Annotated in this window: 15 protein-coding genes; 5 read left to right on the top strand and 10 right to left on the bottom strand. The window is 64.4% G+C overall.

The features are described from left to right. Positions 1-90 precede the first annotated feature (90 nt). Positions 91-1,230 (top strand): acyl-CoA dehydrogenase family protein, encoded by a 1,140-nt coding sequence (locus ACWAT4_RS38470; protein WP_212303365.1) that lies wholly within the window; start codon positions 91-93, stop codon positions 1,228-1,230. Between the two features lie 74 nt (positions 1,231-1,304). Here ACWAT4_RS38470 and ACWAT4_RS38465 read toward each other — a convergent pair whose 3' ends face one another. The 10 genes from ACWAT4_RS38465 to ACWAT4_RS38420 all read right to left on the bottom strand — a co-directional run bounded on the left by ACWAT4_RS38465 (position 1,305) and on the right by ACWAT4_RS38420 (position 12,626). Next, positions 1,305-2,342 carry an amino acid ABC transporter substrate-binding protein gene (locus tag ACWAT4_RS38465; protein WP_449731317.1) on the bottom strand — a complete coding sequence of 346 codons (1,038 nt, stop codon included), beginning with the start codon at positions 2,340-2,342 and terminating at the stop codon, positions 1,305-1,307. Positions 2,343-2,439: 97 nt separating this feature from the next. Further along, complete coding sequence (locus ACWAT4_RS38460; protein WP_212303366.1) at positions 2,440-3,033, bottom strand: L,D-transpeptidase; 594 nt, start codon at positions 3,031-3,033, stop codon at positions 2,440-2,442. Positions 3,034-3,293: 260 nt separating this feature from the next. Next, the gene (locus ACWAT4_RS38455) at positions 3,294-4,268 is read right to left on the bottom strand and encodes a hypothetical protein (protein ID WP_449729482.1); all 975 of its coding nucleotides are present in this window, start codon (positions 4,266-4,268) and stop codon (positions 3,294-3,296) included. Between the two features lie 83 nt (positions 4,269-4,351). Next, a complete protein-coding gene (locus tag ACWAT4_RS38450) occupies positions 4,352-4,915 on the bottom strand; it encodes a thioredoxin family protein (RefSeq protein WP_449729481.1) in 564 nt (187 codons plus the stop codon). 29 nt (positions 4,916-4,944) lie between these two features. Further along, complete coding sequence (locus ACWAT4_RS38445; protein WP_449729480.1) at positions 4,945-5,643, bottom strand: cytochrome c biogenesis CcdA family protein; 699 nt, start codon at positions 5,641-5,643, stop codon at positions 4,945-4,947. Positions 5,644-6,022: 379 nt separating this feature from the next. Next, positions 6,023-6,634, bottom strand: coding sequence for a sigma-70 family RNA polymerase sigma factor (locus ACWAT4_RS38440; RefSeq protein WP_212303370.1), 612 nt, complete (start codon positions 6,632-6,634; stop codon positions 6,023-6,025). Between the two features lie 423 nt (positions 6,635-7,057). Continuing rightward, positions 7,058-7,795, bottom strand: coding sequence for a response regulator (locus tag ACWAT4_RS38435; protein WP_212303371.1), 738 nt, complete (start codon positions 7,793-7,795; stop codon positions 7,058-7,060). Positions 7,796-7,830: 35 nt separating this feature from the next. Next, positions 7,831-9,576, bottom strand: coding sequence for an ATP-binding response regulator (locus tag ACWAT4_RS38430; RefSeq protein ID WP_212303372.1), 1,746 nt, complete (start codon positions 9,574-9,576; stop codon positions 7,831-7,833). Continuing rightward, positions 9,546-11,567, bottom strand: coding sequence for a sensor histidine kinase (locus ACWAT4_RS38425; protein WP_449731316.1), 2,022 nt, complete (start codon positions 11,565-11,567; stop codon positions 9,546-9,548). Before ACWAT4_RS38425 ends, ACWAT4_RS38430 begins: the two co-directional genes overlap by 31 nt. Before the next feature lie 63 nt (positions 11,568-11,630). Next, the gene (locus ACWAT4_RS38420; protein WP_449729479.1) at positions 11,631-12,626 is read right to left on the bottom strand and encodes a TRAP transporter substrate-binding protein; all 996 of its coding nucleotides are present in this window, start codon (positions 12,624-12,626) and stop codon (positions 11,631-11,633) included. Positions 12,627-12,921: 295 nt separating this feature from the next. Between ACWAT4_RS38420 and ugpB the strand changes: the two genes are divergently transcribed. The 4 genes from ugpB (at position 12,922) to ACWAT4_RS38400 (ending at position 18,629) form a co-directional block, all read left to right on the top strand. Further along, positions 12,922-14,247 carry a sn-glycerol-3-phosphate ABC transporter substrate-binding protein UgpB gene (gene ugpB / locus ACWAT4_RS38415; protein ID WP_433995281.1) on the top strand — a complete coding sequence of 442 codons (1,326 nt, stop codon included), beginning with the start codon at positions 12,922-12,924 and terminating at the stop codon, positions 14,245-14,247. A gap of 216 nt (positions 14,248-14,463) precedes the next feature. Continuing rightward, the gene (locus ACWAT4_RS38410) at positions 14,464-15,423 is read left to right on the top strand and encodes an aminoglycoside phosphotransferase family protein (protein WP_449729478.1); all 960 of its coding nucleotides are present in this window, start codon (positions 14,464-14,466) and stop codon (positions 15,421-15,423) included. A gap of 382 nt (positions 15,424-15,805) precedes the next feature. Then, on the top strand, positions 15,806-17,428 hold the full coding sequence (locus tag ACWAT4_RS38405; RefSeq protein ID WP_449729477.1) for an ABC transporter substrate-binding protein: 1,623 nt from the start codon (positions 15,806-15,808) through the stop codon (positions 17,426-17,428). Positions 17,429-17,615: 187 nt separating this feature from the next. Beyond that, complete coding sequence (locus ACWAT4_RS38400; RefSeq protein WP_449729476.1) at positions 17,616-18,629, top strand: ABC transporter permease; 1,014 nt, start codon at positions 17,616-17,618, stop codon at positions 18,627-18,629. Positions 18,630-18,631: the final 2 nt, after the last annotated feature.

Genomic DNA, 18,631 nt, shown 5'->3' with positions numbered 1-18,631 from the left:
GCGAACCCGGAACCTCGAGATTCCGGGTTCACGCTTCGCGTGCCCCGGAATGACAGCAACAGATTTCCAAGACACTAGAGACTCAAGCACATGGCCCTCGTCCTCACTGAAGAACAATCGATGCTCCGCGACTCCGCGCGCGGGCTGATCAGCGACAAGGCGCCGGTGTCGCATCTGCGGCACTTGCGCGACAGCAAGGACCCCACCGGCTTCTCCAAGGAGCTGTGGCACTCCTTTGCCGAGATGGGTTTTGCCGGCCTGCTGGTGCCGGAAGAATTCGGCGGCAGCGGCCTTGGCTTCATGGAGGCCGGTGTGGTGATGGAGGAGATCGGCCGCACCTTGATGCCGTCGCCCTTCCTCGCTACCAGCGTGGTCGCGGCCTCGGCCCTGAACCGCGGCGGCAATGCCGCGCAGAAGTCGGAGTTCTTGCCGAAAGTCTCCAACGGCTCGCTGCTCGCGACGCTCGCGATCGACGAGGGCGCAAAGCATCGTCCGCTCCACACCAATTTGCAGGCCGTGCGTGCCGGCAACGGCTTCAAGCTTTCCGGTGCCAAGGCACTGGTGGTCGACGGCCATGTCGCCGATCTCGTCATCGTCGCCGCGCGCACCGCTGGCGCCGCCGGCGAGCGAGACGGCCTGACGCTGTTCCTGGTCAATCCTGCGGCCAAGGGCGTATCGATCGAGCGCACCATCATGGTTGACGCGCACAATGCGGCGCGGATCGAGTTTGCGAACGTCGAGGTCAATGCCGACAGTGTGCTCGGCGAGGTCGATCAAGGCGCCGCGCTGCTCGACGGCGTGCTCGACATCGGCCGCGGCGCGGTGGCCGCCGAAATGGTGGGCCTCAGCGACGAGGTCTTCAACCGCACCGTCGAGTATCTCAAGAACAGAAAGCAGTTCGGCAAGCTGATAGGCGAATTCCAGGCGCTGCAGCATCGCGCCGCCGAGCTCTATGTCGACATCGAGATCACCCGCGCCGCCACGATGAAGGCGCTGCAGGCGCTGGATGCCGACGTCGCCAAGGCCGCATCAAGCGTCGCCGTGGCAAAGGCGCGCGCCGGCACCACCGCCACCCGCGCAGTGCAGGAAGGCGTGCAGATGCATGGCGGCATGGGCATGACCGACCAGTTCGACATCGGCTTCTTCATGAAGCGCGCGCGGGTCTGCGAGGAGCTGTTCGGCGACGCGAACTACCACACCGAGCAACTGGCGCGGGCGCGGGGGTATTGAGGGGGACACCGTGACGCCTCAATACCAGGCGTCGTCCCGGCCTTCGCCGGGACGATCCAGGAGAGGCAGGCCGCCTACCGCATCGGCGGTGCGTACTGCACGCCACCGGCGTTCCACAGCTGGTTCATGCCGCGCGGGATCTTCAGCTGCGACTTCTCGCCGATGTTGCGCTCGTACATCTCGCCGTAATTGCCGACGCGGCGGATGATGCGCACGGCCCAATCCTTGGTGAGGCCGAGCTGCTCGCCGTAATTGCCCTCGGTGCCGACCAGGCGCATCACGTCCGGCTTCTTGGACTTCAGGGCCTCGTCGATGTTCTCCGAGGTGACGCCGAGCTCTTCGGCGTTGATCATCGCGTAGAGCGTCCACTTCACGATCATCATCCAGTCGTCGTCGCGCTGGCGCACGACCGGCGCGAGCGGCTCCTTGGAGATCATGTCCGGCAGGATCATGTGGTCGCCTGGCTTCGACAGGTTCAGCCGCAGCGCATAAAGCTGGGAGACGTCGGCGGAGAGCGTGTCGCACTTGCCGCTGTCGTAGGCCTTCACCACGTCGTCCAGCTTGTCGAACTTCACCTCTTCATACTTCATGTTGTTGGCACGGAAGTAGTCGGCGACGTTGAGCAGCGTGGTGGTGCCGGACTGGACGCAGACCTTGCTGCCGGTCAGGTCCAGTGAAGTCTCCTTGTTGCGCGACCGCGGCAGCATGAAGCCTGCGCCGTCGTAATAGGCAACCGCCGGGAAATAGAGGTCATAGTCGAGCTCGCGCGCCATGCTCCAGGTCGAGTTGCGCGAGAGGATGTCGACTTTCCGGCTCTGCAATTCCTTGAAGCGCTCGCTGGCGTCGAGCGGAACGAACTTGGCCTTGCTCGGATCGTCGAAGATCGCGGCTGCCACCGCGCGGCAGAAATCGACGTCGAAGCCGGTCCAGTTGCCCTTGTCGTCGGGGATCGAGAAGCCCGGCAGGCCCCTGTTGACGCCGCACAGCACTTCGCCGCGGCGCACCGTGCGCTTCAGCGTGCGGGTATCATAGAATTCGTAAGTGATGGCCAAGGCGCCGACCAGCACGGCGACCGCGAGCCCGATCAGCAGGCCGCCTCGAAATGTGCGCATCATGTTGCTCTCTCGAAAAATCGGGAAATTGAATTTGGGGGAGGGCGCAGAGCATGATCCCAAGGGGATTCCAACGGATCATGCTCAAACGACAGGCTTACAGTTCAGGCTTCTGCCGGATGACCACCTTGGTGCCAACAGGGACGCGATCGTAGAGGTCGGCGACATCGTTGTTGACGAGACGGAAGCAGCCTGAAGACACCTTGGTGCCGATCGTGTCGGGCCGGTTGGTGCCGTGGATGCGGTAGACCGTGGTGCCCAGATACATGGCGCGGGCGCCGAGCGGGTTGCCGGGGCCGCCGGCCATGAAGCGCGGCAGATAGGGCTGGCGCTGGATCATCTCCGGCGGCGGCGTCCAGTCTGGCCATTCCTTCTTGTTGGTGATGTTCACCAGTCCCTGCCACTGGAAGCCGTCGCGGCCGACGCCGATGCCGTAGCGGATCGCGCGTCCGCCGGGCTGGACCAGATAGAGGTGACGCTCGGAGGTCGAGATGATGATGGTGCCCGGCGCTTCGGTCGTGCGGTAGTAGACGACCTGCTTCTGCCATTCCGGATCGAGCTGGTAGCTGTCGTCGGCGATCAGGCCGGGCTCGTCGCCGCGGTCGGGCTGCTGGGCGAAGGCTTGCGGCGCGGACAGCATCAGGCCGATCGCAGCCACAACCGCCCCGGTCAGGCGACGAAAATCCGTCATTTCAAGCTCTCCCCGCTGCCACAGCGCAAGTCGTTAGGAACCATCTGAACTCAGGGGCAGCTTCGTGGCAAGTTAAAGGCACGCCCGGCAGGTATGTCACGACAATGCTTTGGTTTTTTGACGGGGCCCGGCAATGCCTCAAACAGGGGATGGCGCGAAAAGCATAGGTTGTTGCCGCTGCGGTGGTGCGCTCCCTCCCCCGCAAGCAAGCGGGAGAGGCTCAAGACCGAGCTGGCGGCGAGGTCAACTTCGTCAATAGATCAGATCTGATTGGCCTCCGCCCCGATCCCGAGCCGCCGGACGATCTCGGCGCCCACGGCGCGGGCCTCGTTGCGGGAGCCGATCCGGGGGCTGCGAAACCGCCGTCCGGACTGCAAGCGGATCGCGACGATGCAATGCTCGTCCTCGGACCGCCCGCGGCGCTCGACCGTGATCGTTTTCACATCGTGCCCTTCGATATGATCGGCGCGCGGCGTGCCGTTGCCCCATAGGCGCTCGACGCGGATATCGCCCTCGCGGACGATCCAGAAGGCGCCCGTGACGAGATTGGCGAACCGGTAGACGCCGAACGCGGCGATCACGCCCAGCGGCAGCAGTGTGTAGTCGATCCATTGGGGTGGCAGGCCACGCCAGAGCCTGTAGGCATAGGGTGCGGCACTCAGCGCGACGGCGATCAAAGCCGCGATCCGGATGTCTCTTTGGGAAAACGGCTCGACGGGGTCGCCAAGACGCATCTCGGGATTGCTGGCATCGAGCGGGTTGACGGGCGACTCGACGTCGGGAACCTCGAATTGCGCGGCGATCCGCGCCACTGTGTCGCGCACATGCGTGACGTCGGTGAGCGGCGGAGAGGTCAGGCGTTCGCCTGAGGCCAATGTGAAGGCCAGCTGAAAGCGGGCTCTTGCGGTCTTGCTGCCGGGAACCTGCAAGCCGAGGATGTCGTCTTTCGGGACCGTTCGTGTCTGCAGCTTGCCGAACGGACGCTGCCGTCCGATCAGGATCTCATCCGGCGTGATGATCCACACCACCGCCGGCGTCATCATGACCACGCCGACGAACGCAGCGCCCGCCAGCAACGCGACCACGGAGATGATCATCTCCAGCGCATCGTGCGTGAACAGGCCCGGCGTGAAGCAGAGCGCAACGGCCGCCGCAGAGCCGGCCACGACCAGCCGCTGCGCGATCGAGGAGCCTTCGCGAAGGCGGATGTCGTTGCTGGTGGTCGCGTCGTTCATTGCGGCGGCTGATTTCGAGGTTGCGAACCTCCACGGACGGGTCCGTGGAGTCAAGCAACAACATGGCGCCGCTGCATGCGGCGTCAGCTGTTTGCGTTCAGCAGCTTCGCCACCGTGCGGTCGATCTCGTCGTAGCGGCCTTCGCCTTCATGCTGGAACACGATCTTGCCGCTCTGGTCGATGATGTATTGCGCCGGCCAATATTGGTTGCGGTAGGCGTTCCAGGTCTTGGACTCATTGTCCTGTGCCACCGGATAGGTGATGCCGTGGCGCTTCAGCGCGGCCTGGACGTTGGACGCGGAGCGCTCGAACGGGAATTCCGGCGTGTGCACCCCGACCACGACGAGGCCCTTGTCCCTGTACTTGGCGTAGAGGTCGGTGACGTGCGGCAGCGTGTTGACGCAGTTGACGCAGCCATAGGTCCAGAAGTCGACCAGCACGACCTTGCCGCGGAGGTCGGCGATGGTGAGCGGTTTCGAGTTGAACCAGTTGCTGATGCCGGCGAAGTCGGGCGCGGTCACTGCCTGCGCGGCCGCAACCTTGACCGGCATGGCCGGCGTCGCCTCATCGCAGATGCCGGGGATGACGGCGCCGGTCACGGCGAAGCCGACCAGTGCGGTGGAGACGACGAGCAGCTTGAAAGTCATGGTCATGTTCTCCGTGAAGAGGGATGCGATCACAGGCCGATCTGGCCGGTGGGGTAGAAGCCGGTGAGCCACGCCACGATCAGCGTGTCGTATTGGAAGTAGGCGGCAACGGCGAAGGCGATCACGACCACGCCAAAACCCTGCTGCAGGCGCGGCGAGATGCGGGCGAGGCTGCGCACGCGCGTGGTCGCGGCCTGGCCGCCATAGGCGATCGCCAGCATCGGGATGGCCGCGCCGATGGCGTAGGCAACGAGCAGTGTGCCGGCCCAGGCGAGATTCCGGGACGTCGCGACCAGCGTCAGGATCGAGCCGAGCACCGGCCCGGCGCAAGGCGTCCAGACGAGGCCGAGCGTGGTGCCGAGCACGAGGCCGCCGAGCGCGCCCTCGCGTTGCACGCCGCCGGCCGCGCCGGGATCAAGCCAGCCATTGAGTCGAAGCGACAGCCACTCGAACGGCGCCGGCCAAAGCATCAACAGACCAAAGCCGAGCAGCAGGATCGCCGCTGCCTCGCGCAGCACATTCGGATCGAAATCGAACAGCCTCGTCAGTGCGCCAAGCAGCAGCGCCACCGCGGAAAAGGAGACGACGAAGCCGAGCGCGATCATCGCGGGCCGCAGATGCGACGTGCGCCCGATCGAGGCGCCGAGCAGGATCGGCAGCATCGGCAGCGTACAGGGGGCGGCGATGGTGAGGATGCCGGCGAGCAGAGCGAAGAGAAGTTCGAGCATGGGGCACTCGTGAAGGAGGTCACGAGAGCAGTTCGGGATGGGTGTGCCGCTCGTTACGCGGTGTCACGCGCTCGTGACGGGGGAAATCGCCAACCGCAACAACGGTGCGCTCGCTGCCCCGCTCTTGTCCGACGAAGCCTCTTGGCGAAGGCGGAGTCTATCTGTGCCCCAAAAATACAAAACGACCCGGAGGGGGGGCATCCCGTCCGGGTCGTTGGAGGTTCTTGGGAGGTTTAACTAAAACCGTATGAGAGCTTTATAGGGACGAAGTTTTTCCGCCTGATGTTGTGCTTTGTTTCATTTGTTTCGTCGGCGGTAACGCTTTCGTGTCCCGGGATGGGGCCGAGAACTCGGCCTTATCCCATTGAAATCATTGGCCTTAGGCCGCGAAGCGGTCGACGCCGCAACCCTTAAGCAAATCGGCGAGCTGCTTGCGGGCATAGAACATCCGGGTCTTCACCGTGCTCTGGGGGATGCCGATGATCCGCCCGACCTCCTCCACCGACTTCTCATGGTAGTAGACGAGGGTGATGATCTCGCGATGCGCGGGCGACAGCTTGGCGACGCAGGCGCGCAGGATGGCGCTGGTGTCGCTGCGGTCGAGCGAGGCCTCGGGCGTATCGGATCCATCCGGAATCTCGCGCACGTCTTCCTGATCGATGTCCTCGAAGCGGCGTTGGCGCATCGCAGTCAGCGCCTTGAAGCGGGCGATCGAGAGCAGCCAGGTCGAGACCTGCGAGCGGCCCTGGAACTGGCCGGCGGTCCGCCACACGTCCAGAAACACCTGGCTGACCAGGTCTTCCGCGGTGGTGGCATCGCGCACGATGCGCAGGATGAAGCGGTAGACCCGCACATTGTGCCGGCAATAGAGGATGTGCATGGACGTCCGATTGCCGTCGGCAATGCTTTCCAGGAGCATGTCGTCCGAAGTCGCCTGAGCGGCAATGATGCTCTGACTGGCCTGGGCGTTGATGGCGATGACGTTCCGCATTGACTTGGCTCCCCGGTGCGCCGCAACCGAGCGGCGTTTCCTTGGACCAAAGTGTTAATGAGCCAACGTTTCGGGATGTCTGCACGAAAAGGGGAAAATGGTTTCGTCGGCGGTTAAATTGTTTCGTCGGGGCACGTGCGACGAAATATTCGGGACAAAAAAGCTAGTAATTTCAATGTGCGGAAAATACGGGAGTGCGGATTTGGTGTAGCAGGAACCAATTTCCGGGACTTGCGTTCGGTCGCGCCACACCCACTGCCGTCGTCCCCGGGCGCGCGTAGCGCGAGCCCGGGACCCATCACCACAGGACGTGCTTGGGCGAAGACCCGGAGTGACCGGCTTCGCGCCGCAACGTTTTCCTGTGGTTATGGATCCCGGATCCGCGCTTCGCTTGTCCGGGATGACGGCGTGGGCGCCGCCCGCCTAGGCCTTCTCGCCGGCCGGCGAGAACAGGTAGCCGCCGCCGCGGATGGTGCGGATCACGGCAGGCTTGGTCGGGTCGGGCTCGATCTTGCGGCGGATGCGCATGATGCGCAGGTCGACGGCGCGGTCGAAAGCTTCGGCATCGCGCGCATTGGCCAATTCCAGGAGGCGCTCGCGCGACAGCACGCGTTTCGGATTGGCCGCGAACACCTTGAGCAGGCCGAACTCGGAGGCCGTCAGCGGATGCTCGTTGCCTTCGTCGTCACGCAGGGCCTGGGCTTCGAGGTCGAGCCATTTGGTGCCGAAGCGCACCAATTGATCCTTGTCCGATTTCCCAGGCGCTGCGTCAGAGGCGACGGCTTTCACCGGCGCGCTCCGCCGCAGCACGGAGCGGATGCGCGCCATCAGCTCGCGCAGCTCGCAGGGCTTTGCCACGTAATCGTCGGCGCCGAGCTCGAGGCCGACGACGCGGTCGATCGGGCTCGCGGTCGCCGTGAGCATGATGACGGGAACGTTGATGCGGCTCTTGAGGTCGCGGATGATCGAAAGGCCGTCTTCCTCGGGCATGTTGAGGTCGAGCACGACGAGGTCGGGCATGCTGCCGTCGATCGCGGTGCGGAGCGACTTGCCGCCGTCGCACAGCGTCACGGTGAAGCCGTGCATCTTGAGGTAATCGCCGACCATCTCCCGGGCCGGGGCCTCGTCGTCGACGATCATGATGTGCTGGCTTTGTGTCATGTCACTTCGGAATCTTGGAGATCTCGATACTCAAATCACGGCACGTCGGTCGCGGGCAGGGTGATGGTGAAGGTCGAGCCCTTGCCCGGTCCGTCGCTGTCGGCGGTTACCTCGCCGCCATGCATGTCGATAATACGCTTGACGATGGACAACCCAAGCCCCGTCGAGCTCTCGCCCGCGGTCGGTTTTGCCGACAGTCGCTGGAACCGGCCGAACAGGCGGCCGAGATCCTCCGGCGACAGGCCGGCACCCTCGTCACTGACGCGGATGATGGTGTCGTTGGCCTCATGGGTGACCGCGACGGTGATCTTGCCCGATATCGGCGAGTATTTGATGGCGTTGCTGATGAGGTTGTCGATCGCCTCGCGAATGCGGTCGGTGTCGCACATGGTGACGATGTTGGCCGGCGCGCTGACGCTGATCGCCTGCTGCTTGTTGACCGCGAGCGGCTGGTTGGCTTCGGCGACCTCTTTCACCAACGCTGCGACGTCGACCGGCTCGCGGCGGATGGTGATGTCGAACGCATCGGCCATCGCGTCCGAGATCAGATGGTCGACCATCGTGGTCAGGCGCTTGGTGGCATCGCGGATGTGATCGACCTGGGCGACTACGCCGTTTGACGAGGCGCCGGTCGAGATCAGCTCCTTCAGCATCTCGGTACGGCCGAGGATGACGCCGAGCGGGTTCTTCAGATCGTGCGCGACCGTGCCCAGAATCTCGTTCTTGAAGCCGTTGGCGCGCTGCAGCCGCAGCCATTGTGCCGAGAGGCGGCGGTTGGCCTGCATCAGCGCGCGGGTGCGCTGCGCGACACGGTCTTCCAGCTGGGTGTTGGCGTCCTGGAGCTGCTGGTAGAGGATCACGTTGTCGAACGCGATCGACAGCCTGGAGGAGAAGATCTCGACCAGCGAGCGGTCGGTCTCCGACAGGTCGCGCTCGGATTGCAGCAGCACCACGACCTCGCGGCCGGATCCGGTGCGCAGGTAGATCACGCTGCGATGGTCGGCGAATTCGTTCTTGCGGCGCTGGAAGGCGTCCTCCACCAGCTGGCGCAGATCGGGGTCGAGCGCCTTCGACGAGGTCGTGCCGATGAAGCGGCTGTAGCAGCCGCTGCCCGCGAGCACCGAGAGCTCGGGATCGACGCCGCCATTGTCGCGCAACACCAGGATGCCGGCGCAGTCGACATTGAGCAGCGAGGCGAGCTGGGTCAGCACGCCCTCGGCGAGCCGCTGCATCGACTTGAAATCGTACAGCGTCGAAGCCGCATCGATGATGATCTCGAGCCCGCGCCTGGTCTGCACCATGCGCTCGAGCTGCTGATAGGAGCGCAGCGCCGCGGTCAGCGAGGTGAACAGCTTGTCGGCGGTGAGCTCGGTCTTGGCCTTGTAGTCGTTGATGTCGTACTGCACGATCACACGCCGCTCCGGCGCCTGGCCGGGCTGGCCGGTGCGCAGGATGATGCGCACGGTCTCGTTCTTGAGCACGTTGCGGATGTATTCGACGAGCTCCAGCCCGGCGACGTCGGTCTCCATGATGACGTCGAGCAGAACGGCGGCGATGTCGTGGTGCTCCGCCATCAGCTTGCGGCCTTCGGCCGCGGAATGGGCGGAGAGGATCTCCAGGCTCTGGCCGTTGAGGCTGTAGTCGGACAGCGCGAAGCGCGTGCCGTCATGCACGGCCGGATCGTCGTCGATGACGGCGATCTTCCATTTCCGGGCGTCCATATCCTCCGACGCGGTACCGGTGTCGTCGATCAGGTGGAGGACATCGTCCTGTTCGGCCATTGAGAAGTCCCGTCACTTTCTGCGCTTTGCGCGCCGCCCTTGGCGATCCGCGGCATGATAATCCGAAAAGTAGTACCTTGTCCCAGCTTGGATTCCAGCATCATCCGCCCGCCGAGCTGCTGGGTGACAAGGTTATAGACGATATGCAAGCCGAGTCCTGTACCACCTTCATTGCGCCGGGTGGTAAAGAATGGGTCAAAGGCCTGGCGCTGCACGTCGGGGGTCATGCCGGCCCCGTCATCGGCAAAGATGATCTCGATGTCGTCGGCCCCGCGCGGCCGGGCCGAGATCGTGATGGTGCCGGCGCGGCCATCGGCGAAGGCGTGGTTGGCGGCGTTGAGGAAGAGGTTGGTCAGGATCTGGCCGTAGGAGCCGGGATAGCCGTCGAGCAGGAGCCCCTCGGGCACGTCGACCTGGAGCGTGATCGGCGACCGCTTCAGCACGGGCCGCAAGCTCGCGATGATCTGGTCGGTGGCTTCGCTCAATGAGAACTGCCGCCGCTCGGCATGGGAGCGGTCGACCGCGACCTGCTTGAACGACTGGATCAGCTCGCCGGCGCGGGTGAGGTTGGCGACCAGCTGCTGCGAGGCGTCGCGCGAGGACTGCACGAACTCGTCCAGCTGCGAGCGGCGCAAGCCCCCATCGCCCCTGAGCTGGGCCTCGAAGATCTCGCTGCGCCTCGCAAAGCTCGAGGCCACCGTCAGGCTGATGCCGATCGGGTTGTTGACCTCATGTGCGACGCCGGCGACGAGGCCGCCGAGCGCTGCGAGCCGTTCGGCGTCGATCAGGTTCTGCTGCGCCGTGTTGAGCTCGAGCAGCGCGCTCTCGGCCTTTTCCTTCGACGCGCGCAGCTCGTCCTCGGTCTCGCGCTTCGCGATCGCGTTCTCGCGGAACACTTCCACCGCGCGGGCCATCGCGCCGACCTCGTCGCGTGCCCTGGTGCCCTGCACCTCGCGGCCGAGATCGCCGAGCGTGATCGCGCGCATCGCCGCCATGATCTGCTGCAGCGGCAGCCGGATCGACAGCGCGATCAGCACTCCGGCGGAGAGGATGATGCCGAGGAAGATCACCGCGATGGAGAGAACACGACGCGAAATCGCCGCCAGCGTGCGGTCGAAGGTCTCCTGCGCCTTCTGCTCGCGCTGGCGCATCTTGGTCGAGAGATCGTCGATGGCCCCGATCGCCTCGGCCTGGCTGGCGTCGATGGTGTTGCGCAGGAGCTCGGTGCGGCTGGTCAGCTGCTCGCTGAGCTTTGCAAAGCCTTCGCGCAGCGCGATGGTGCGGGCCCCGAGCTTTTGCAGCGCCATCTTCTGGAGATCGTTGTCGGCGAGATCGATCATCACGGGGATGGTCTTCTCGATCGTCTCGGTGTGGCGGCGCGCGTCGTCAGCCGCAGCGACCGACTGCGACAGATAGTAGGAATTGGCCGCGACCAGCATCGCGGTAAAGGCCTCGCGCGACTTGCCGAGCGAGGGCCAGATCAGCGCGTCGCGATGGCCGGTGGCGCCCTCGATGATGGAGTACAGGCCCGCCATGTCCCTGGCCGGGCCCTGCACCTGCTCCTCATAGGTCTTGGCGATGGTGGCCTGCACGGTGCGCAGCTCGCCAAAGCCGTTGAGGAAGCGGTCGGTCGTGCGCTCCAGCTCCTCGACCGAGCCCGCCAGCATCGGGTCCTTGGCGGCGCGGTCGGTCAGGGTGCCCAGCACGGCTTCGCGCAGCAGCAGGATCTCGGCGAACAGGTCCGGGCTCGGCTGGTTGATGTAGCGGTGAATCAGGTTCTGCAGCCGCCCGGTCTCGCTTTCGAGCAGCGCCAGGATCCGGTCGGATTCGCGCACCTGGCGCACGTCGTCCCAGGCCGATCCCAGCACCTGCGCGCCGTTCCAGATCATCGCGACCAGCACGATCACCACCGCGGAGTTCAGCGCCGCGATCGACAGAATGCGCCAGCGGATCGGCACCGCCCGCAGCACGCCCACGAGCCGCGCGCGCATCCGCCCGATCGGGCCGGGCGGCCGCTCCGCGATCTCGCTGGGTCCGGGCACGATCAAATGGACTCACTCCACCTTGCGGATGCGTTCGATCAGCGCCGCCGCGGCGGGATCCTGCGCGGCCCTGGCGTAGATCGGCGCCATCGCGTCCTCGAACGGCTTGCGGTCGATATCCCTGACGACAGTAATGCCCCCTTCCTCCGCCTTGTGCTGCGACTGCTCTTCGAGGTCACGCCACTTCTCGCGCATGAACAGGCTGGAGCGTCGCGCGGCCTCCCGGAAGATGGCCTGGTCCTCAGTCGTCAGGCTGCGCCAGGCCTTGAGCGAGATTACCAGGACCTCCGGGCTCATCGTGTGCTCGGTGAGGGTGTAATAGCCCGCATATTTGTAATGGTCTGTCGTCACGAAGGATGGCCAGTTGTTTTCCGCGCCGTCGATCAGATGGGTCGCCAGCCCCGTGAGCACCTGCCCATAGGGCAACTCGACGGGCTCGGCGCCGAGCGAGCGGATCATCTGGCTCATCAACTCCGATTGCTGCACCCGGATCCGCAATCCCCTGAGGTCGGCAAGGCTCTTCACCGGACGGACGGAATTGTAGATCGAGCGTGCCCCGGAATCGTAGAAGGCGAGTCCGACGAAGCCGTAGGGCTCGAAGCTGTCGAGGATCTCGTTGCCGATCGGCCCGTCCAGCACCTTCTGCATGTGCTCGATGGACCGGAACAGGAACGGCATGGCGAGCACGTTCATCGCCGGGACGAAATTGCCGATCAGCGCCACGTTGGTCCGGTTGAGGTCGATCGCGCCGGCGCGAGTCTGCTCGATCGTCTCCTTCTCCTCGCCGAGCTGGCGGGAGTGAAACACTTTGATCTCGTGCCTGCGGCCGGTGCGCTCGGCGATCAGCGCGCCCATGTAGCGCAGCGCCTGGACGGTCGGGTAGTCCTCGGTCTGGGTGTCGGCGGCGCGGAATTCGCGCGCAGCAGCTCCCGTCGCGCAAATGGCGAGTAGAAGCGCGACGAAAATCACTCCGGTCCGCGAGAGTTCGGCACGGTTTAGCACTGGCACACTCAACCCCTCGGTGATGGAGTCTATGGCGGGACCAAAAGGTTCAATGCAATCTAAAGCGTTTTCAAGCGAAGTGGATACCGGTTCGCGTAAAGAAAACGCGTCAAACCAGGAATCTGGAGGCCCGGCCCGATCAGAGCGGGGGCTCCAGCAGATGATAAAGGGAAGGCCATCCCACGCCACCCGCGGTGCAATTGTGCGGCGCGGCCGTTCATCATTCCCGGTTGAAACCGCGAAGGGCCCGCCTTAAGCAGGGTGCGGTCGCCTTTTGCCGCTTGATCCGGGACGCGCCATCGTGACTTCAGCATTGCGCCTTTTGCAGGTCGCCGCCGCCACTCTGGTCTTCGCGTTGAGCTGCGAGGCGCGTGCCACGACCGACATCGCGTGGTGGCACGCCATGTCGGGCGAGCTCGGCAAGCAGCTCGAAAAGCTCGCCTCCGACTTCAACGCGTCGCAGTCCGATTACCGCATCGTGCCGAGCTACAAGGGCAATTACACCGAGACGGTGACGGCCGCGATCTTCGCCTTCCGCTCGCGCAGCCAGCCCGCGATCGTGCAGGTCAACGAGGTCGCCACCGCCACCATGACCGCGGCCAAGGGCGCGATCTATCCGGTCTACAGCATGATGCGCGACATGGGCGAGCCGTTCTCGCGCACCGACTACCTTCCGGCAGTCTCCGGCTATTACACCGACGCTGCCGGCAATCTGCTCTCGTTCCCGTTCAACTCCTCGACGCCGATTCTCTATTACAACAAGACCATGTTCCGCGACGCCGGGCTCGATCCCGAGACGCCGCCGAAGACATGGCCCGAGCTCGGCGCCGCCGCAAAGCGCCTGCGCGAGCGCGGCGCCGTCTGCGGCTTCACCACGTCATGGCCGTCCTGGATCCATGTCGAGAATTTTTCGGCGTTTCACAATCTGCCGCTGGCCACGCGCGCCAACGGCTTTGCCGGGCTCGATGCCGAGCTGACCATCAACAACCCGGTCGTCGTCAAGCATGTCGCCCAGCTCGCCGAATGGCAAAAGACGAAGCTGTTCGACTATAGCGGCCGCGGCCAGGCGGCCGAGCCGCGCTTCCAGCGCGGCGAATGCGGCATCTTCATCGGCTCCTCGGCGACGCGCGCCGACATCACGGCCAATTCGAAATTCGAGATCGGTTACGGCATGATGCCGTACTGGCCCGACGTTGCGGGCGCGCCGCAGAATTCCATCATCGGCGGCGCCACGCTGTGGGTGCTGCGCGACCGGCCGCGCGAGGAATACAAGGGCGTGGCGCGGTTCTTCGCCTATCTGTCGCAGCCCGGCGTGCAGGCCGCCTGGCATCAGAACACCGGCTATCTGCCGATCACCCGTGCTTCCTTCGAGTTGACGCGCGCGCAAGGTTTTTACGAGCGCAATCCGGGCTCGGCGATCTCGTATGAGGAGATCACGCTGCATCCGCCGACCGGGAATTCGAAGGGCATCCGGCTCGGCTCCTTCAATCTGATTCGCGGCACGATCGAGGAGGAGCTCGAGCAGGCCTTCGCGGGCCAGAAGAGCGCGCAAGCCGCGCTCGATGCCGCCGTCGAGCGCGGCAACAAGCTGCTGCGCCAGTTCGAGCGCGCCAGCCCGGAGCGGTAGTGATTTGCGATTGGATCAGGCCGCAGCCGAGAGCGGGGTGCGCTCCCTCCCCCGCTTGCGGGGGAGGGCTGGGGAGAGGGTGTCTCCGCAATGGGACAATCCCCAAGAGGAGAGAGCCCCCACCCGGCGCTTCGCGCGGACCTCCCCCGCAAGCGGGAGAGGTGCACCGCGTTCTTGGCTCGCACTGAATCGACCAAACCTGATAAGCGAAAGCGAATGACCACCGCTCCATCGCAGCAGTTGCCGGCTTTCGCCGACGCCAATGCCTTTCGCGCCTGGCGCTCCGATCCGCCGCAATGGCTGCCGATCGCGCGCGACATCGCACGCAGCCACGGCATCGACGTCGGCTCACCGCATGTGTTCTCGACCGGCACCAATCTCGTGGTCGGCTTCACTGACAAGCTGATCCTGAAAATCTTCCCGCCGCTATTGCGTGCGCAATTCATCTCCGAGCGCGGCTCGCTGATGCAGCTGGCGGGCCGGCTTGATCTGCCGATCCCCGAGATCGTCGCGGAGGGGATGCGCGACGGCTGGCCCTATCTCGTCATCACGCGCCTCGCCGGCACGCTCGGCTCGGAGGTCTGGCCGCAGCTCCCTGAAGTGCAGAAGGAACGCGTGCTGCGCCAGATCGGCGAGACCATTGCCGCCGTGCAGCGCGCGCCGCTCGGCCCGCTCGCCGACATCGAGCCGCGCTGGGACGCGTTCATCCACGCGCAGATGCAGGGCTGCCGTAACCGGCATACGCGTCTCGGACTTTCGCCGAAATTCCTTGAAGGCCTCGACGATCTCCTGCGTGACGCAGCGACGCTGATTCCGATGGACGCGCCGCCGGTGATCCTGATCGGCGAATACATTCCGGAGAACTTCCTGCTCGCCTGCCGCGACGATCAATGGTCGCTCGCCGGCCTGTTCGACTTCGGTGACGTCCGCGCGGGCTGGCGCGATTACGATCTACTCGGCCCCAGCGCCTTCATGGCGGCGGGCCGGCCGGGGAGGGTGCGCAGCCTGCTCGAAGGCTTTGGCTATGAGAAGCCAGACTACACGCTCAAGCGGCGCCTGACGGCCCTGATGCTGCTGCATCAAGCCAGCGACCTCAAAAGCCATATCTGCATCGAGGGTTGGCAGGAGCAGGCGAAGGATCTGGTCGATTTGCAGGAGCTGATCTGGGCGGAGTGATTTTCACCTGTCGTCCTGGACAAGCCGAAGCGGAGCGCCGATCCAGGACCCATCACCCCAGGGAGAGGTCGTCGCCCGAGCTGGCAATCGCGAGTCTTCGCCAAACCACTTCTTGGGGTCATGGGTCCTGGCTTTCGCCAGGACGACGGCCGGGGGTAGATGGCCGCCTATCAAATAAGCCGACGAAAAGAGCTGCCCACTTTGCAGGCAAACGAACATGTTTGTATGCAATGCTAGAGGTCTGGGTGCTCGCTCCGTCCTGCCAAATTCCAAATCTATTCAAGGTATCAATGCATTAGGTCGGAAGTAAACTTTCCTTAACCCTTGGCACGAACCTTGCGAATCCTGTTCCAACCAGAAACGCCCGCGTTGGAGCAGTCTCATGAAGCGTCGCGATTTCCTCAAATCCGTGTCCGGATTGGCCGCCGGCGCGGCACTTCCGGCGATGCCGCAAGTGATCTCGTCCGCCTATGCCGACGCGCGCTCGGAGACGCTGCTGATCGTCTCGGAAGGCGGGCCCAACAATCTCGACATCCACGGCGTCGGCACCAACGTGCCCGGCTATGAGGTGTCCTGGAATTGCTACGACCGCCTGATCAGCCACGAAATGAAGAGCGGCCCCGGCGGCGTGCCCTATTACGACCGCGACAAGTTCAAGGGCGAACTCGCCGAGGAGTTCAAGATCGACGACATGTCGGTCGCCTTCAAGCTGCGCAAGAACGCCAAGTTCCACGACGGCACGCCCGTGACCGCCAAGGATGTGAAGTGGTCGCTCGATCGCGCCGTCAACGTCGGCGGCTTTCCGACCTTCCAGATGAGCGCGGGCTCTCTCACAAAGCCGGAGCAGTTCGTCGTGATCGACGACTATACCGTGCGCATCGACTTCCTGAAGAAGGACAGGCTGACGATTCCCGATCTCGCCGTCATCGTGCCCTGCATCGTCAACTCCGAGCTGGTGAAGAAGAATTCCAGCGAGAAAGACCCATGGGGCCTGGAATTCACCAAGCAGCAGACCGCGGGCTCCGGCGCCTACAAGGTGACGAAGTGGACCGCCGGCACTGAAGTCATCATGGAGCGCAACGACGACTGGGTCTGCGGTCCGCTGCCGAAGATCAAGCGCGTGATCTGGCGCATGGTGCCGCAGGCCGGCAACCGCCGCGCGCTTTTGGAGCGCGGCGACGCCGACATTTCCTACGAACTCCCGAACAAGGATTTCCAGGAGATGAAGGCGAACGGCAAGCTCAACGTGGTGTCGCTGCCGTTCTCCAACGGCATCCAATATATCGGCATGAACGTCACCAAGCCGCCGTTCGACAATCCGAAGGTGCGTCAGGCCGTGGCCTACGCGCTGCCCTATCAGAAGATCATGGACGCCGTGATGTTCGGTTTGGCGAACCCGATGTTCGGCGCGCCGAAGGACAAGCCGACCGAGGTCGTTTGGCCGCAGCCGCACAAATACAACACCGACATGGAGAAGGCGAAGGCGCTGATGGCGGAAGCCGGCCTCGCGGGCGGCTTCGAGACCACGATCTCGTTCGATCTCAACTTCGCCGGCGTCAACGAGCCGCTCTGCGTGCTGGTGCAGGAGAGTCTCGCCCAGATCGGCATCAAGACCACCATCAACAAGGTGCCCGGCGCCAACTGGCGCACCGAATTGAACAAGAAGGAGATGCCGCTCTTCACCAACGTGTTCTCGGGCTGGCTCGATTACCCCGAGTACTTCTTCTACTGGTGCTATCACGGCAACAATTCCGTCTTCAACACCATGAGCTACAAGTCGGCGGAGATGGACAAGCTGATCGACGGCGCGCGCACTGCCGCCGCGGCAGGCGACATGGCGGCCTACGACACCGACGTGAAAGGTTTTGTCGATCTCGCCTACGCCGACATCCCGCGCATCCCGCTGTACCAGCCCTTCGTCAACGTCGCGATGCAGAAGAACATCTCAGGCTACCAATACTGGTTCCATCGCAGGCTCGACTATCGCGCGATGGCGAAGGGGTGAGGGGCGTGGGCGAGGTGAGCACGCTCTTCTGGCTCCCTCCCCCCTTGTGGGGGAGGGTTGGGGAGAGGGGTGGCCACGAACTCAGACCCCTCCCGGAGCCACCCCCCTCCCTAGCCCTCCCCCACAAGGGGGGAGGGAACGCAGCGGAGCGTGGGGCGCTACTTCAATTCCACATCAGGAGCATCCAATGCTCACCATGATCGGTAAGCGCCTGATGTTCGCGATTCCCTCGCTCATCGGCGTCGTCATCGTCACCTTCCTGCTGACGCGCGCGCTGCCGGGTGATCCCGCGGCGTATTTCGCCGGGCCCGCCGCAACAAAGGAAGCGGTCGAGCAGATCCGCAAGAAGCTCGGCCTCGACAAGCCGCTGATCGAGCAGTTCTTCCGCTACACCAACGATCTCGCGCATGGCGATTTCGGCAACTCACTGACGACAGGCCAACCGGTGGCGGCCGAAATTCGTAACCGCCTGCCAGCCTCGGCCGAGCTGACGCTGCTAGGCCTGATCGTCTCGATCGTCATCGCCATTCCGCTTGGCGTGCTGGCGGCAACGCGACCGGGATCATGGGTCGACCATCTCTATCGCATCACGACAACAGCGGGCGTCTCGCTGCCGGTGTTCTTCACCGGCCTCGTGCTGGTCTATGTCTTCTATTTCCGGCTCGGCTGGTCGCCTGCGCCGCTCGGGCGTCTCGACGTGTTCTACAGCGCGCCGCCGACGGTGACAGGTTTCTATCTGATCGACACGCTGATCGCGCGCGATGTCGAAGCGTTTCGTTCGGCGCTGAGCCAGCTCATCCTGCCCGCGACGACGCTGGCGATCTTCTCGCTGGCGCCGATCGCGCGCATGACCCGCGCCTCGATGCTGGCGGTGCTGGCATCCGAATTCGTCCGCACCGCGCGCGCCAGCGGCCTGTCGCCGGTGACCGTCATCGTCACCTATGCCTTCCGCAACGCGATGCTGCCTGTCATCACCACGCTCAGCATGGTGTTCTCGTTCCTGCTCGGCGCCAACGTGCTGGTCGAAAAAGTGTTCGCCTGGCCGGGCATCGGCTCCTACGCGGTGGAAGCGCTGATCTCCTCGGACTTCGCGCCGGTGCAGGGTTTTGTCCTCACCATGGCGGTGATGTACGTGCTGCTCAATCTCGTGATCGACATTTTGTACGGCGTGATCGATCCACGCGTGCGGTTGGAGGGCTAAGC

This window comes from Bradyrhizobium sp. T-1 (genome assembly GCF_053592855.1).
Note: the sequence above shows the minus strand (reverse complement) of the source record. Positions and strands in the feature narration are given on the sequence as shown.

Coding starts and splice junctions, on each gene's coding strand:
- ACWAT4_RS38470 (WP_212303365.1), top strand. CDS start 91: ATGGCCCTCGTCCTCACTGAAGAACAATCGATGCTCCGCGACTCCGCG.
- ACWAT4_RS38465 (WP_449731317.1), bottom strand. CDS start 2,342: ATGCGCACATTTCGAGGCGGCCTGCTGATCGGGCTCGCGGTCGCCGTG.
- ACWAT4_RS38460 (WP_212303366.1), bottom strand. CDS start 3,033: ATGACGGATTTTCGTCGCCTGACCGGGGCGGTTGTGGCTGCGATCGGC.
- ACWAT4_RS38455 (WP_449729482.1), bottom strand. CDS start 4,268: ATGAACGACGCGACCACCAGCAACGACATCCGCCTTCGCGAAGGCTCC.
- ACWAT4_RS38450 (WP_449729481.1), bottom strand. CDS start 4,915: ATGACTTTCAAGCTGCTCGTCGTCTCCACCGCACTGGTCGGCTTCGCC.
- ACWAT4_RS38445 (WP_449729480.1), bottom strand. CDS start 5,643: ATGCTCGAACTTCTCTTCGCTCTGCTCGCCGGCATCCTCACCATCGCC.
- ACWAT4_RS38440 (WP_212303370.1), bottom strand. CDS start 6,634: ATGCGGAACGTCATCGCCATCAACGCCCAGGCCAGTCAGAGCATCATT.
- ACWAT4_RS38435 (WP_212303371.1), bottom strand. CDS start 7,795: ATGACACAAAGCCAGCACATCATGATCGTCGACGACGAGGCCCCGGCC.
- ACWAT4_RS38430 (WP_212303372.1), bottom strand. CDS start 9,576: ATGGCCGAACAGGACGATGTCCTCCACCTGATCGACGACACCGGTACC.
- ACWAT4_RS38425 (WP_449731316.1), bottom strand. CDS start 11,567: ATGCGCGCGCGGCTCGTGGGCGTGCTGCGGGCGGTGCCGATCCGCTGG.
- ACWAT4_RS38410 (WP_449729478.1), top strand. CDS start 14,464: ATGACCACCGCTCCATCGCAGCAGTTGCCGGCTTTCGCCGACGCCAAT.
- ACWAT4_RS38405 (WP_449729477.1), top strand. CDS start 15,806: ATGAAGCGTCGCGATTTCCTCAAATCCGTGTCCGGATTGGCCGCCGGC.
- ACWAT4_RS38400 (WP_449729476.1), top strand. CDS start 17,616: ATGCTCACCATGATCGGTAAGCGCCTGATGTTCGCGATTCCCTCGCTC.